This is a genomic window from Streptomyces sp. NPDC087215 (genome assembly GCF_044744885.1).
Lineage (GTDB): Bacteria > Actinomycetota > Actinomycetes > Streptomycetales > Streptomycetaceae > Streptomyces.
The window spans coordinates 138,967-152,569 of sequence record NZ_JBIUZD010000010.1 but is presented as its reverse complement, the minus strand read 5'-3'; the positions used below and the strand labels follow the sequence as shown (position 1 = coordinate 152,569).

Here is a 13,603-nt window from a genome sequence, read left to right as displayed (position 1 = left end):
TGTGTGGGACGACACCGTACCCCCACCCTCGCCCCGTCAGCCGAGGAGGACCACCTCCAGCTCGGTGCCCGGTTCCACGCTCCGCGTCTCCTCCGGGACCACCAGCAGGCAGTCCGCGTGCGCGAGGGCCGCGATCAGATGGGAACCCGCACCGCCCACCGGAGTGACGGTGCCCGCCTCCGGGTCGTACGTCCCCCGGAGGAACTGGCGGCGCCCGGCCGGTGACGACAGCGGCCCGTCGGCGACGAGCCTCGCCCGCTCCCGGGGCCGGTGCAGCTCCGCCAGGCCCATCATGGCCCGGATCGCGGGCCGGACGAACAGTTCGAAGGAGACGTACGAGGAGACCGGATTGCCCGGCAGCGCCAGCAGCGGGATCTGCTCGGCGCCGATCGCGCCGAAGCCCTGCGGTTTGCCCGGCTGCATCGCCAGCCTGCGGAAGTCGACCTGCCCGTCGGCGCTCAGCGCCTCCTTCACCACGTCGTACGCGCCGACGCTCACCCCGCCCGTGGTCACGATCAGATCGGCCCGGATCAGCTGGTCCTCGACGGTGGCCCGCAGCGACTCGGCGTCGTCGGCGACGGCCCCCACCCGGTAGGCGAGGGCTCCCGCGTCCCGCGCGGCGGCGGCCAGCGCGAAGCTGTTGGAGTCGTGGATCTGGCCCTCGCCCAGCGCCTCCCCCGGCTGGACCAGCTCGCTGCCGGTGGACATGACGACCACCCGGGGGCGGGGCCGCACCCGGACGGTGCCGCGCCCGATCGCGGCCAGCAGCCCGATCTGCGGCGGCCCCAGGACGGTGCCCGCCGCCAGGGCCAGCTCCCCGGCCCGGACATCGCTGCCGCGCGCCCGGACATGGGCGCGGTCCTCGACCGGACGGTGCACCCGGACCTCGCCCGCCGCGCCCCCCGGGGAGGTACTGGCGGCGCTCATACCGGTGGCGGCGCCCCCGCCCGTACCGCCGTCGGTCCACTCGACGGGGACGACGGCCCCGGCGCCGGGCGGCAGCGGGGCGCCGGTCATGATCCGGGCGGCCTGCCCCGGGCCGACCTCCGGCAGACCCCCGGCGCCCGCGGCGACGTCCCCGACGACCGTGAGGACGGCGGGGAACTCCTCGGTGGCCCCCGCGACATCGGCGACCCGGACCGCGTACCCGTCCATGGAGCTGTTGTCGAAGGGCGGCAGCGCGACCGGCACCGTCACGTCCTCGACGAGGACGCAGCCCTGGGCGTCGAGGAGCTGGAGCTCGATGGGTTCGAGCGGGCCGACCGCCGCGAGGATGTCCGCCAGGTGCTCGTCCACCGTCCACAGACCGTGCTCCGGGCCCGCGCAGACGTCCGCGGGGCCCGTCTCGTGCCCGAGGTCGTGCCCGTCCCGGCCACCGTCCCCGGTCCCTCCGGACCCGTCGTGGCCGGGCCGCTCCCCGTGCTCGCCGTGGGACTCCGACGGTGCCGTGCTGCTGCTCAAGGCGCTACATCTCCTCGTTGACGTATCTCCGGAGCCAGCTCCGGAAGTCCGGTCCCAGATCTTCACGTTCACACGCGAGTCTGACAATGGCACGCAGATAGTCCCCGCGGTCGCCGGTGTCGTAGCGGCGTCCCTTGAACACCACCCCGTGCACCGGCCCGCCGATCTTCTCGTCGGAGGCCAGTTTCTGCAGGGCGTCGGTCAGCTGGATCTCCCCGCCGCGCCCCGGCTCGGTCTCCCGCAGCGTCCGGAAGACGGCCGGATCGAGCACATAACGGCCGATGATCGCGTAGTTGCTGGGCGCCTCGCCCGCGTCCGGCTTCTCGACCAGGTCGGTCACCTTCACGACGTCCCCGTCGACGGTCCCCTCGACCGCCGCGCAGCCGTACAGGTGGATCTGCGAGGGATCGACCTCCATGAGGGCGATCACACTGCCGCCCTCCCGCTCCTGCACCTCGACCATCCGCGCGAGCAGCGGATCGCGCGGGTCGATCAGGTCGTCGCCCAGGAGGACCGCGAACGGCTGGTCGCCGACGTGCGGCGCGGCGCACAGCACGGCGTGCCCGAGGCCGCGCGGGGCGCCCTGGCGCACGTAGTGCATGGTGGCGAGGTCGCTGGACTCCTGGACCTTGGAGAGCCGTTCGCCGTCGCCCTTCCGGCTCAGGGCCTCTTCCAGCTCGTAGTTCCGGTCGAAGTGGTCCTCCAGGGGACGCTTGTTCCGGCCGGTGATCATCAGTACGTCGGAGAGCCCGGCGGCGACCGCCTCCTCGACGACGTACTGGATGGCCGGCTTGTCGACGACCGGCAGCATCTCCTTCGGCGTCGCCTTGGTCGCCGGGAGGAAGCGGGTGCCGAGACCGGCGGCCGGGATGACAGCCTTGCTGATCCGGCCGAGCCTGGGGAGCGACTGATTCATGCGGAGCACCTTAGCCGTTCGGAATGAGAAGAAGATGTGGCTCCGATTAACTTCCTCCGCATAAAGACCCTTACAAGACTTTCGAGAATGCGCAAGGGACTGCCATGACAGCAGAATTCTCCGAAAAGACCGTGCTGCGCCGTCGACTTCTGGCCGCACGCGCCGAGCGGGACACCGGGTCCCTGGCGGACACGGCCGGGTCCCTCGCCCGCCGGGGCCTCGAACTGGCCGAACTCTCCGGGGCGTCCACGGTCGCCGCCTATGTGTCGGTGGGCCGCGAACCGGGCACGCGCGCGCTGCTCGACGCGCTCCACGCGCGCGGGGTGCGGGTCCTGCTCCCCGTCCTGCTCCCCGACAACGACCTGGACTGGGCCGCGTACGAGGGTCCCGGAGGGCTGGTCAGGGCGGGCCGGGGACTGCTCGAACCGTCCGGTCCCCGGCTCGGCCCCGACGCGGTGTGCGCCGCCGACGCGGTCCTGCTGCCGGGCCTCGCGGTCGACGGGCGGGGGATGCGGCTCGGCCGGGGCGGCGGCTCGTACGACCGGGTGCTCGCCCGGCTGGCACGCGCGGGCGCGGACCCGGCCCTGGTGGTGCTCCTGTACGCGGACGAGGTGGTCGCCCGGGTTCCGGAGGAACCGCACGACCACCCCGTGCACGCGGTGGTGACCCCGGCGGGGGTCACCCGTTTCCGCGGCCCCGCTACGGCTTGAGCAGCAGCGTGTCCTTGGTCGTCGCCTCGACCGCGGCCTTCCCGAACGCCCAGTCGTAGAGCTCGCCGCGCGCCCAGGCGTCCGTCTGGTCGGTGTAGTGGGAGCTGAAGGCGTGGCCGGAGGCGCCGGTCAGGTTGATCCACCGGGACTTGTCCCAGTCGCCGACGTTGACGACCATCCGCATCGACGGCACCCAGATGACCTCGTAGCCGCCGGCCGCGTTCCAGCCGGTGGCGTCGACGGCCGCCTCGCCGCCGCCCAGGTTCCACGGGCCGCGGTTGAGGAGCCGCTGCACGACGTCGGGGCCCGCGGTGCCGAGGGTCTGGTTGCGCAGGGTCAGCTGGTGCAGCCGGCCCCAGCTCCAGCTGGAGACGTCCTTGCCGAGCTTGGCGGTCAGCTCCCAGCGCGCGTCCTTCATGGCGCGGGCCAGCAGCTGGTCACGGGTCTCGGTGGCGGCGTCGAGACGGTTGCCGGGGGTGGTCCACCACTCGTTCTTCTCCTGCTTGAGGAGCGGGCGGACCACCTCGTACCAGCGGTCGCCGCCGTCGGGCTGGGCCGAGTCGGGGTCGCGCTGGCCGCATTCCCGCACGAGCTTGTTCTGCTCGTCGACCGGGCCGGTGGAGTCGGCGGGGCGCACGTTGACGCACTCGCCCTCGGGGCGCAGTTCCTTGGGCAGCTTCTCGCCGAAGGCCAGCTTGAGGACGTTGCGCCAGACCGCGTTGAAGTAGGCGGCGGCGGCCGAGTCGGGCTCCTGGGTGTAGTCCCAGCCCTCCAGGAGCTTCTGCGCCTCGCGGACGTACGGGTCGGAGATGTCGACCTTCAGCAGGAGCGGGTTCAGCAGGGTCGCGATCTCGCTGCGGTTGTCGGTCTGCATGGTCCGCATGTCGTCCGGCGAGATCTTCCCGCCGTCCTTGGTCTTCGACTCGATGAGGTCGTTGATCCGCTGGCTGCGCGAGCCGTAGCCCCAGTCCTTGGTGAGCAGGTCGGGGTAGGTCCTGTGGTCGATCACGGCCTGGTTGGCGGTGACGATGTAGCCGCGCTCGGGGTTGTACTCGTAGGGCAGCCGGTCGAAGGGGATGTAGCCCTTCCAGCGGTACGAGGAGTCCCAGCCGGGCGCCGGGAGGGTGCCGTCGCCCTTGCCGCGCTGCGGGATCTTGCCGGGCGACTGGTAGCCGATGTTGCCCTCGGTGTCGGCGTAGATCAGGTTCTGGGAGGGGACCTCGAAGTTCTTGGCGGCGGCCCGGAACTCGTCGAAGTCCTTCGCGCGGTCGAGGGCGAAGATCGCGTCCATCGACTTCCCGGGCTGGAGCGCGGTCCACTGGAGGGAGACGCCGTAGCCGGTGCCGCGGTCGGGGGCGGCGTTGCCGACGGGGGCCTTCTGGCCGACCTTCTCCAGTTCGGCGGAGCGGTCGGAGACGAGCGGGCCGTGGCCGGTGGAGCGGACGGTGATCCTGCGGTCGGCGCCGCCCGCGACCTTGATGACCTCTTCGCGGGTGGTGAAGGGCTTGACCCTGCCGTCGACGAGGTAGCCGTCGGGGCCGATCCGCTCCAGGTAGAGGTCGGTGACGTCGGCGCCGAGGTTGGTGAGACCCCAGGCGATCTTGTCGTTGTGGCCGATGATCACACCGGGCATTCCGGAGAAGGTGTACCCGGCGACGTCGTAGCGGCAGGTGGCCGAGACCGAGCGGCAGTGCAGGCCCATCTGGTACCAGAGGGACGGGAGCTGCGGCGCGAGGTGCGGGTCGTTGGCGAGCAGCGGCTTGCCGGAGGTCGTGTACTTCCCGCCGACGACCCAGGAGTTCGAGCCGATGCCGTTGCCGTTCGGGCCGAGCAGGGCCGGGACCCCGTCGAGGACCTCGGAGAGCGCGCCGAGCTGCGCCTGCGCGCCGGAGCCGTCCGAGCCGTCGGAGCCGTCGGAGCCGTTCGAACTATTCGAGCCGTCGGAGCCGGTGCCCGGGGTGTCGCCGGTGGTCGTCCCGTCGCCCCCGTCCGCCTTGCCCTTCGGGTCGAACTTCCCGGTCTCCCCGTCGACCGCTCCCCCGCCGACGATCGGCTGGTGGAGCGCGTACGGGTACTCCGGGTACAGCTGCTTGATCTGGCTCGCGCTCAGCCTGCTCGTCATCAGCGAGCGGTCGATCTCGTCCTGCATGTTGCCGCGCAGGTCCCAGGCCATCGCCTTGAGCCAGGCCACCGAGTCCACCGGAGTCCACGGCTCGATCGCGTAGTCGTTGGTGAGGGCCAGGGCCGCGTACTCCATCGAGATCGCGGCCGGGTCCCGGTCCTTCAGATAGGCGTTGACGCCCTCCGCGTACGCCTGGAGGTACTTCTTCGTCTCCTGCGACAGGACCGTGTCGTACTCCTGCTGCGCGACCCGGCGCCAGCCGAGCGTGCGCAGGAAGGAGTCCGTCTCGACCTGGCTCTCGCCGAACATCTCCGAGAGGCGGCCCGCGGTCACGTGCCGCCGGACGTCCATCTCGTAGAAACGGTCCTGCGCCTGGACGTAGCCCTGGGCGCGGAACAGGTCCGTCTCGGTGTCCGCGTAGATCTGCGGGACGCCGTTCGCGTCCCTCTTGACCTCGACCTCGCCCGCGAGCCCGTCGAGCCGGATCTCGCCCGTGGTCTGCGGGAACGAGGCCCGGACGGTGCTCACTCCCCAGTACCCGCCCCATCCGACGCCCGCGACCAGGGCGAGGACCAGGACGAGGAGGATCAGGCGGGCGCGCCGCCCTTTCTTCTTGGCGGGGGGCGCGGTCGTGTTGGAGGGCATCGCTGTCCTTCGAGGGGCAGGGTGGTCCTGGAGTACGGGAGCCACCTTAGGCGCAGCGTCCGGGCCGCCCGGACTCGGAGTCGACAAGAAGACCGCACTGATGAGCGAGGAGCCGCGAAGAAGGCGTCAAGAAAACGTTAAAGATTAGGTAAGGTAACGAAGTACCTGCCGCTGGAGGAACGATCCAGCTGCGTGTGAGGGGAAGGAACGGCCACTGACTGTCCACCAGCTCAACGAACTCCTGCTCATCAGCTCCCTCGTGCTGCTGATCGCGGTCGCGGCCGTACGGATCTCGTCCCGGAGCGGGCTCCCCAGCCTGCTGCTCTACCTCGGCATCGGCATCGCCATGGGCCAGGACGGCATCGGCAACGTCGCCTTCGACAACGCCGGGCTCACGCAGGTCATCGGTTACGCGGCCCTCGTCGTGATCCTCGCCGAGGGCGGCCTCGGCACGAAGTGGAAGGAGATCCGGCCGGCGCTGCCCGCCGCGGTCGTCCTCTCCACCCTCGGCGTCGCCGTGAGCGTGGGCATCACGGCCGCGGCCGCCCACTACCTCGTCGGTCTCGACTGGCGGCAGGCCCTCATCATCGGCGCCGTCGTCTCCTCCACCGACGCCGCCGCCGTCTTCTCCGTGCTCCGCAGAGTGCCCCTGCCGTCCCGGGTCACCGGCGTCCTGGAAGCCGAGTCCGGCTTCAACGACGCCCCCGTCGTCATCCTCGTCGTCGCCTTCTCCACCGCGGGACCGGTCGACCACTGGTACGTGCTGGTCGGGACGATAGCCCTGGAGCTCGCGATCGGTGTCGCCGTCGGCCTCGCCGTCGGCTTCCTCGGCGCCTACGGGCTCCGCCACGTCGCCCTGCCCGCCTCCGGCCTCTACCCGATCGCCGTCATGGCCATCGCCGTCGTCGCGTACGCCGCCGGTGCCATGGCCCACGGCTCCGGCTTCCTCGCCGTGTACCTCGCCTCGATGGTCCTCGGCAACGCCAAGCTGCCCCACGCGCCCGCCAACCGCGGCTTCGCCGAGGGACTCGGCTGGATCGCCCAGATCGGCATGTTCGTCCTGCTCGGCCTGCTCGTCACCCCGCACGAACTGGTCCACGACTTCTGGCCCGCCGTCGTCATCGGCCTGGTCCTGACCGTCGTCGCCCGGCCCATGGAAGTGCTGGTCAGCCTGCTGCCCTTCCGCATCCCCTGGCAGGAACAGGCCCTCATGTCCTGGGCCGGTCTGCGCGGAGCCGTGCCCATCATCCTGGCCACCATCCCGATGGTCTCCGGCATCGAGGGCAGCGAACGCATCTTCAACATCGTCTTCGTCCTCGTCGTCGTCTACACCCTCGTCCAGGGCCCGACCCTGCCCTGGCTCGCCAAGGCCCTCAAGCTCGGCGACTCCGGCGAGGCGGCCGACCTCGGCGTCGAATCCGCGCCCCTGGAACGGCTCCGCGGCCACCTGTTGTCCGTCGCCGTCCCCGAGCACTCCCGGATGCACGGCGTCGAGGTCGCCGAACTCCGCCTCCCGGCCGGAGCCGCCGTCACCCTCGTCGTGCGCGAGGACGCCAGCTTCGTCCCCGGGCCCGACACCGTCCTGCGACACGGCGACGAACTCCTCGTCGTCGCGACCGACCCCGTACGGGACGCCACCGAACGGCGGCTCCGCGCGGTCGGCCAGGGCGGCAAGCTCGCCGGATGGCTCGGCACCGGCGGCGCCACCGCCGCCTCCACCCCCACCGGCACCGCCCTCCGCTTCCAGCGCTCCGGCCGACATCACGGAGAAACATCCGATTAGTCCGATCAGTCCGTCCCGCTCGGATCCGGACCGTCCTTCCCGGACCGCCCTTCCCGGGCGGGCGTCACGGGCGGGCGTCACGGGCGGGGCGGGACCCGGCCGGGCGGCCCAGGCAGGGCCGGGAAGAGACGGCTCAATCACAGGCGCGGATTCGGGGCAGGGAGCGTTTCCCAGGCAGGGGGCGCTCCCTCCCTGTACCATGAAGGCACACTTGATCGAACCAACTCTGCCTGACGCAGAGCTGGCGCGACCGTATGGCGGCCGCGGCGCCCCTCCCCACCGGAGGCCGGCCCGGTATCTACCGCAGTTCCGCGCATGAGGACAGCTCTCGGCGACACCCGCACCACCGTGCACGGGACGCGCTACCAGGCGGCAGAAAGGCAAGGACCGTGGCGTCCACGGTCGACACGGAGAAGCGGCCCGGTTACGGGCAGTTGCTGCGCACCCCCGGAGCGCTCTCCTTCCTCCTGCCCGGCTTCGCCGCCAGGCAGCCCTTCGCGATGCTGACCATCGGCATCGTCCTGCTCGTCCAGCACACCACCGGCTCCTTCGGCAGCGCGGGCGCCGTCGCCGCCGCCACCGGTGTCTCGATGGCGCTCTTCGCCCCGCAGAGCGGCAAGCTCGCCGACCGCTTCGGCCAGCGCGCCGTCCTGCTCCCCGGCGTCCTCGTCCACACCGCGTCCGTCTCCCTGCTGGTGGTCCTCGCCCTCGGCGACGCACCCCTGTGGGCCCTGTTCCTCGCCGCCGTCCCCGCCGGTGCCTCCGTGCCCCAGGTCGGCCCCATGGTCCGGGCCCGCTGGGCCGCCAAGCTCGACGGCACCCCGCTGATGCCGACGGCCGCCGCCTTCGAATCCGTCACCGACGAGTTCACCTTCGTCGTCGGCCCCGTCCTCGCCACCGCCCTGTGCACCGGGATCCACCCCGCCGCCGGACTGATCGCCGAAGCGGGCCTCACGCTCGTCGGCGGACTCTTCTTCGCCGCCCAGCGGGCCACCCAGCCCCCCTTCGGCGCCGCGGCCGCCGCCAGCACCGAACCCCACCGCTCGGCGCTCTCCGTCCCCGGCGTCCGCGTCCTGATCGTCGCCTTCCTCGGCATCGGCGCCGTCTTCGGCGGTATGCAGGTCTCCCTCACCGCCTTCACCGAGGAGATCGGCAACCCCGGCGCCAACGGCCTCCTCTACGGGGTCTTCGCCGCCGGGAACATGCTCGCGGGCATCGCCATGGGCGCCGTCGCCTGGAAGTCCGGCCCCCTCCGCCGCCTCCTCTTCGGCTACACGGGCCTCACCGTCGCCGCCTCCCTGCTGTGGACCGCCCACTCGGTGCTGCTCCTGGGCGCCCTGGGCCTGGTCGTGGGCCTCTTCATCGCCCCCGCCCTGATCACCGGCTACACCATCGTCGAGACCCTCATCCCCGCGTCCGCCCGCACCGAGGCCTTCACCTGGCTCACCGGCGCCGTCGCGCTCGGCCAGGCCGCCGCCGTCACCGTCGCCGGACGCCTCGCCGACACCCAGGGCGCCAGCACCGGATTCCTGGTCCCGCTGGTGGGCACCGCGCTGGCCCTGATCACCCTGCTCGCCCTGCGGTCCCGGCTCACGCCGCGCGAGACGAGCCGGGTCACGGCACGTGGTGTCGGTCACCGCGTGCCGGTGGCGGTGGACTGATCCCGCGGAATACGTCACTATGGAACGTCGTTAGCACTCGATGAGTGTGAGTGCCAGGAGGAAGACAAGTGCCGACCTACCAGTACCAGTGCACCGAGTGCGGCGAGGGCCTCGAGGCGGTGCAGAAGTTCACCGATGACGCGCTGACCGAGTGCCCCCAGTGCAAGGGACGCCTGAAGAAGGTGTTCTCGGCCGTCGGCATCGTCTTCAAGGGATCCGGCTTCTACCGGAACGACAGCCGCGGCTCGTCGTCCAGCAGCTCCCCCGGCGCGTCGAAGTCCTCGACCTCGTCGACGTCCACCGGGTCCACCGGTTCCGGCTCGGACGCGAAGCCCGCCGCATCGGCTGCCTCGACGTCTTCGTCGGCGTCGTCGTCCTCGTCGAGCACCGGAAGCTCCACCTCGGCCGCCTGACGCCCGTACGCATCACCCGAAGGCCCCGTCGTCACCCGACGGGGCCTTCGGCATGTCCGGGAAAGGGGGGGACCGCCCCCGCGCCGAGACCCGGAGGGCGCTGCACCCACCGGAAGAGTGACCGGGTTGTCCACAGGCACCGGGTGATCCACAGGCCCCGGCAGGACACCGCCCCGAACGGGACAGTGGGAACCGACCCACCCCCGACCAGGACGGCGGCCACCGATGACGAACCCGCACCACGACCCCGGACACCCCGAGCACCGGACGTACGAGAACGGGACCCGGCGCCCCGAACAGCGGACCCACGAAGGCGGGACCCGGCCTCCCGAGCACCGGACCCACGAGGACAGGACCCGGCTCTCTCCGAGCGGCCCGTGCCCTACGGACAGCGTGGCCCGGCACCTCCGGGACGAGACGCCCGGCCCCTCACCCGTCCCCGAGCCGTGTACGGTCCCCGCCTTCGAACCCGTCCACGTACGAAGCGCACGGCACCGGCTGCGCAGGGCCCTGCGACGGGCCCGCCACGCCCCCGCCGCCCTCCTCGCCCTGACCGCCGTCGCCCTCCTCCTCACCGACGGCCGCACCGCGCCCCCGCGCCACGAGACCCCGACGGCCACCGTGGCCGCCCGCGCCCGACCACCCGCCGCCGCGCCTCCCGTGTCCGTCCCCGTACGGATCGCCGACGCCGCGACCGTACGGCTGCTGCGCCCCGGCGACCGGATCGACGTCATCGCCGCGCCCCACCCCGCGCTCGGCGGCGGGACACGGACACGGGTGGTCGCCCGGGGCGTCCGCGTGGCCGAGGTGCCGCCCCCGGACGGAACCGGCCCGGACGCGGGGGCCCTCGTCGTCCTGTCCGTGCCCCGGCCGACGGCGGCGGAACTCGCGGGCGTCGGCACCGCCTCCCAACTGGCGGTGATCCTGTGGTGATTCACACCGATCCACCGTCAAGTCACCCTTCCGTGTGTACGGATTGGACGCCTCTACGCCGTTCGCGGCCTAATGGCTCCGCACACAGCACACGCGACGAAAGGCACCTCAGTGACCCAGAAGAAGGAAAGTCTCATGGGGGGCTTCAAGGCGTTCCTGATGCGTGGCAACGTGATCGACCTGGCCGTGGCCGTCGTCATCGGTGCCGCGTTCACCAACGTCGTGAACTCGGTGGTCAAGGGCCTCATCAACCCGGTCGTCGGCGCCTTCGGCACCAAGGACCTGGAAAGCTACGCGAGCTGCATCAAGGACCCCTGCACGATCGGGGCCAACGGCGAGATGGAGGGCATCCAGCTCCAGTGGGGCCTGGTGCTCAGCTCCGTCCTCAGCTTCCTGATCACCGCGGCCGTCGTCTACTTCCTGATGGTCCTGCCGATGGCGAAGGTCCTCGCGAAGCGCGCCGCGCACGACAAGGCGAAGGAGGGCGTCGCGGAGACCATGGAGATCAGCGAGCTGGAGGTGCTCAAGGAGATCCGCGACCACCTGGTCGCCCAGCGCGGCCCCGTCACGGGCAGCGGTACCGGCACCGGTACGGGCTCCGGCGGCGGTACGGGGACGAACCCCGCCTCCTGACCGGCGGCAACCGCCGGGATCAGAGGTGGTGCGGCGGCTTCTCGTCGAGGAAGCGCGCGAGGTCGGCGGCGCTGTCGCCGCCGGCCGGAGGCCGCTCGCCCCAGCCACGGTCCGTGTCGTCCGCGGACTGCTGGTCCAGCGGATCGTCGAAGACGAACGTCGGCTTCGGGCCGGTCCCGGGACGGGAGGCTTCGCCGGACCGCTTCGGGTCTCGCGGTCCGTGGGCGGGGGCGGTACTCATGCCTTCAGGGTACGCCCGAGGGGCCGCACCCCGGCCGTTGCGGCCGACCCGGCAGACCTCCCGCGCCCCGACCCGCAGCGCCCCTGACAGCCGCACCCGTGCCCGGCCCCCGCACGCCGCTCAACGGTCCTCGGGGTCGAGGAACCAGAGGCCCAGCACCACCAGGAACGACAGGACGAGGAAACCCGCGCCCCACCAGGCGGTGCCGGTGTCGCCGGTCATCCACTCGTCCACCACGATCGTCAGGCCCCAGAGCTGGCCGACGACCACCGTCAGAGCCAGCGCCAGCCGGGCCGACAGCTTCGACGACCGCTCCGGCTCCTGCTCCGTACCGGCCCCCGGCCCCGGTCCGGTGCGGGTGATCCGGGGATCGCCGTACCCACTGGTGGGCCGGATCTGCGGATACCGCTCGTGCACGGGCCGGTTCAACCGCGGCTGAACGCTGCCGGGGGTGTAGACGGGGAGGGGAGGGAGGGGGGCGGAGGGGGAGGGGGAGGGGGAGGGGGGAGCCCCCCAGGGACCGGCTCCAGAGGGACCGGCTCCAGCCACTTCGGGCACCCCGCTCCCGCCCGGCGCCCCTCCCCCACCGCCGTTCCCGCCGTCCACAGCTCCGGCCCTCGCCCCGGCTCCTCCCCCCGTTCCGGTCCCTGCCCCTGCCCCCGCCCCGGTTCCTGATCCGGTTCCGGTCTCTGATCCGGTTCCGGTCTCTGATCCGGTTCCGGTTCCTGACCTCGTTCCGGTTCCTGATCCGGTTTCTGCGGGTGGTGGTTGTGGGGCTTCCGGGTCTCGGGGGAACGGGCTGTCGGTCATGTGCGCTCGTTCCTCTCGGGGTCCGGGAAAGTGCGGCAGATGCGGAGGGCGTCGCCCTGTTCGCGGCAGAGGCCCTCTCGGGCGGTCTCGCCGGAGCGGGTGGTGCCGATCGCCCAGACGCTGCCGTCGGCCTGTTCCACGAGGAGGACCTTGGGGAGGGCGCGGGGCGGTGGGCCCGCGGTGACCCCTCCCGTACGGGCGTCGAAGACTCCTTCGTGGCAGGGGCAGTACAGCTCGCCCTCGCTGCCGCGTTCCTTGCGCCACAGGACGGCGCAGGCGAGGTGGGTGCAGACGGCGGAGTAGCCCGCGAGGGTGCCGTCGTCCAGGCGGACGGCGACGGCGCGGTCCTCGGATCCGGGGTAGCGGAAGGCGAGGGATTCGCCGGGGAGGATGCGGTCGGCGATCCGCCGGGGTTCGGGGGCGCCTTCGCTGTCGCCGTGCCGGTGGAGGATGCCGGAGGCGACGGCGACGCCGCCGACGGCGAGGCCGCCGGAGACGGTGGCGACGATCCGCAGGTAGTCGCGGCGGGTGGTGAGGGAGTCTGCGGCGATCCGGTCGCGGAGGGCTTCCTGGGCGGCGTCGGTGTGGGGGTCGGGGGCGGGTGGCTGGGGGTCGGTGACGCTCATCGGGGGCCCTCCGGTCGTGGGGTGCCGCCCTGGCGCGGGTTGGCGTCGCTCACGTCCACTCCGTTGATCTCGACGACGGGCAGGCCGCCGGGTACGGGCCACTGGACCTTGTCGGCGGGGACGACCATGGCCACGCCGGTGGTGACGGTGCTGGTGCCGAAGGTGAAGGAGTCGGCGACCTGGACGCCGGGGCGTTCGTTGCGGAGTTCGTCGAGGGTGCCGTAGAAGAGGGCGCCGGTGGGGCAGACGGTGGCGCACATGGGGGCCAGTCCGTAGGCGGTGCGGTCGTAGCAGAGGTTGCACTTCATCTGGAGCTTGGCCTGGAGGTCGATCTTGGGTACGCCGAAGGGGCAGGCGTTGACGCAGTTGGCGCAGCCGATGCAGCGGGTGGTGTCGGCCTGCTGCACGACGCCGTCGGCGGTGACGAGGATGGCGTCGGCGGGGCAGACCTCGGCGCAGGGCGCGACGGGGTCCTCGCAGTGCATACAGACGGTGGGGAGGGAGGCGACGGAGTGGCCTTCGTCGGGGTAGTCGAGGTGGATCATGGATTTGCCGCGGTGGGAGTCGCATTCGCGGCAGGCGGAGACACATGCCTGGCAGCCGATGCAGCGGCCGGGGTCGATGAAGATCGTGCGGCCCATCATGGGCG

13 protein-coding genes are annotated in these 13,603 nt (G+C 72.0%); 6 read left to right on the top strand and 7 right to left on the bottom strand.

Annotated elements, in window-relative coordinates:
* Positions 1-36 precede the first annotated feature (36 nt).
* On the bottom strand, positions 37-1,305 hold the full coding sequence (gene glp, locus ACIO92_RS24250) for a gephyrin-like molybdotransferase Glp (protein ID WP_366443289.1): 1,269 nt from the start codon (positions 1,303-1,305) through the stop codon (positions 37-39).
* 160 nt (positions 1,306-1,465) lie between these two features.
* Complete coding sequence (gene galU / locus ACIO92_RS24245; RefSeq protein ID WP_351786677.1) at positions 1,466-2,377, bottom strand: UTP--glucose-1-phosphate uridylyltransferase GalU; 912 nt, start codon at positions 2,375-2,377, stop codon at positions 1,466-1,468.
* Positions 2,378-2,481: 104 nt separating this feature from the next.
* Between galU and ACIO92_RS24240 the strand changes: the two genes are divergently transcribed.
* The gene (locus tag ACIO92_RS24240; protein WP_366443224.1) at positions 2,482-3,087 is read left to right on the top strand and encodes a 5-formyltetrahydrofolate cyclo-ligase; all 606 of its coding nucleotides are present in this window, start codon (positions 2,482-2,484) and stop codon (positions 3,085-3,087) included.
* Here the strand turns inward: ACIO92_RS24240 and ACIO92_RS24235 are convergent.
* The gene (locus tag ACIO92_RS24235) at positions 3,077-5,854 is read right to left on the bottom strand and encodes a penicillin acylase family protein (RefSeq protein ID WP_402283189.1); all 2,778 of its coding nucleotides are present in this window, start codon (positions 5,852-5,854) and stop codon (positions 3,077-3,079) included. The two genes, ACIO92_RS24240 and ACIO92_RS24235, sit on opposite strands and share 11 nt — an antisense overlap.
* 259 nt (positions 5,855-6,113) lie before the next feature.
* Between ACIO92_RS24235 and ACIO92_RS24230 the strand changes: the two genes are divergently transcribed.
* The 5 genes from ACIO92_RS24230 to mscL all read left to right on the top strand — a co-directional run bounded on the left by ACIO92_RS24230 (position 6,114) and on the right by mscL (position 11,277).
* Complete coding sequence (locus ACIO92_RS24230) at positions 6,114-7,637, top strand: potassium/proton antiporter (protein ID WP_366443222.1); 1,524 nt, start codon at positions 6,114-6,116, stop codon at positions 7,635-7,637.
* Positions 7,638-8,026: 389 nt separating this feature from the next.
* Entirely contained in the window at positions 8,027-9,298 is a 1,272-nt protein-coding gene (locus ACIO92_RS24225) for an MFS transporter (protein ID WP_366443221.1), read from the top strand.
* 68 nt (positions 9,299-9,366) lie between these two features.
* Positions 9,367-9,711 (top strand): FmdB family zinc ribbon protein, encoded by a 345-nt coding sequence (locus ACIO92_RS24220; RefSeq protein WP_402283191.1) that lies wholly within the window; start codon positions 9,367-9,369, stop codon positions 9,709-9,711.
* A gap of 225 nt (positions 9,712-9,936) precedes the next feature.
* A complete protein-coding gene (locus ACIO92_RS24215) occupies positions 9,937-10,644 on the top strand; it encodes a hypothetical protein (protein WP_402283193.1) in 708 nt (235 codons plus the stop codon).
* A gap of 111 nt (positions 10,645-10,755) precedes the next feature.
* Entirely contained in the window at positions 10,756-11,277 is a 522-nt protein-coding gene (gene mscL, locus ACIO92_RS24210) for a large conductance mechanosensitive channel protein MscL (protein WP_402283195.1), read from the top strand.
* Between the two features lie 19 nt (positions 11,278-11,296).
* On the opposite strand, the gene ACIO92_RS24205 is transcribed toward mscL, so the two are convergent.
* From ACIO92_RS24205 to ACIO92_RS24190, 4 genes are all read right to left on the bottom strand, one after another.
* On the bottom strand, positions 11,297-11,518 hold the full coding sequence (locus ACIO92_RS24205) for a hypothetical protein (protein ID WP_401241561.1): 222 nt from the start codon (positions 11,516-11,518) through the stop codon (positions 11,297-11,299).
* A gap of 120 nt (positions 11,519-11,638) precedes the next feature.
* Entirely contained in the window at positions 11,639-12,067 is a 429-nt protein-coding gene (locus ACIO92_RS24200) for a hypothetical protein (RefSeq protein WP_402283197.1), read from the bottom strand.
* A gap of 257 nt (positions 12,068-12,324) precedes the next feature.
* Positions 12,325-12,954, bottom strand: a complete 630-nt coding sequence (locus ACIO92_RS24195; RefSeq protein ID WP_402283199.1) for a ubiquinol-cytochrome c reductase iron-sulfur subunit — start codon at positions 12,952-12,954, stop codon at positions 12,325-12,327.
* Positions 12,951-13,598 (bottom strand): 4Fe-4S dicluster domain-containing protein, encoded by a 648-nt coding sequence (locus ACIO92_RS24190; protein ID WP_402283201.1) that lies wholly within the window; start codon positions 13,596-13,598, stop codon positions 12,951-12,953. Before ACIO92_RS24190 ends, ACIO92_RS24195 begins: the two co-directional genes overlap by 4 nt.
* Positions 13,599-13,603 lie beyond the last annotated feature (5 nt).

Coding starts and splice junctions, on each gene's coding strand:
- ACIO92_RS24195 (WP_402283199.1), bottom strand. CDS start 12,954: ATGAGCGTCACCGACCCCCAGCCACCCGCCCCCGACCCCCACACCGAC.
- ACIO92_RS24190 (WP_402283201.1), bottom strand. CDS start 13,598: ATGATGGGCCGCACGATCTTCATCGACCCCGGCCGCTGCATCGGCTGC.
- galU (WP_351786677.1), bottom strand. CDS start 2,377: ATGAATCAGTCGCTCCCCAGGCTCGGCCGGATCAGCAAGGCTGTCATC.
- ACIO92_RS24235 (WP_402283189.1), bottom strand. CDS start 5,854: ATGCCCTCCAACACGACCGCGCCCCCCGCCAAGAAGAAAGGGCGGCGC.
- ACIO92_RS24215 (WP_402283193.1), top strand. CDS start 9,937: ATGACGAACCCGCACCACGACCCCGGACACCCCGAGCACCGGACGTAC.
- ACIO92_RS24240 (WP_366443224.1), top strand. CDS start 2,482: ATGACAGCAGAATTCTCCGAAAAGACCGTGCTGCGCCGTCGACTTCTG.
- ACIO92_RS24205 (WP_401241561.1), bottom strand. CDS start 11,518: ATGAGTACCGCCCCCGCCCACGGACCGCGAGACCCGAAGCGGTCCGGC.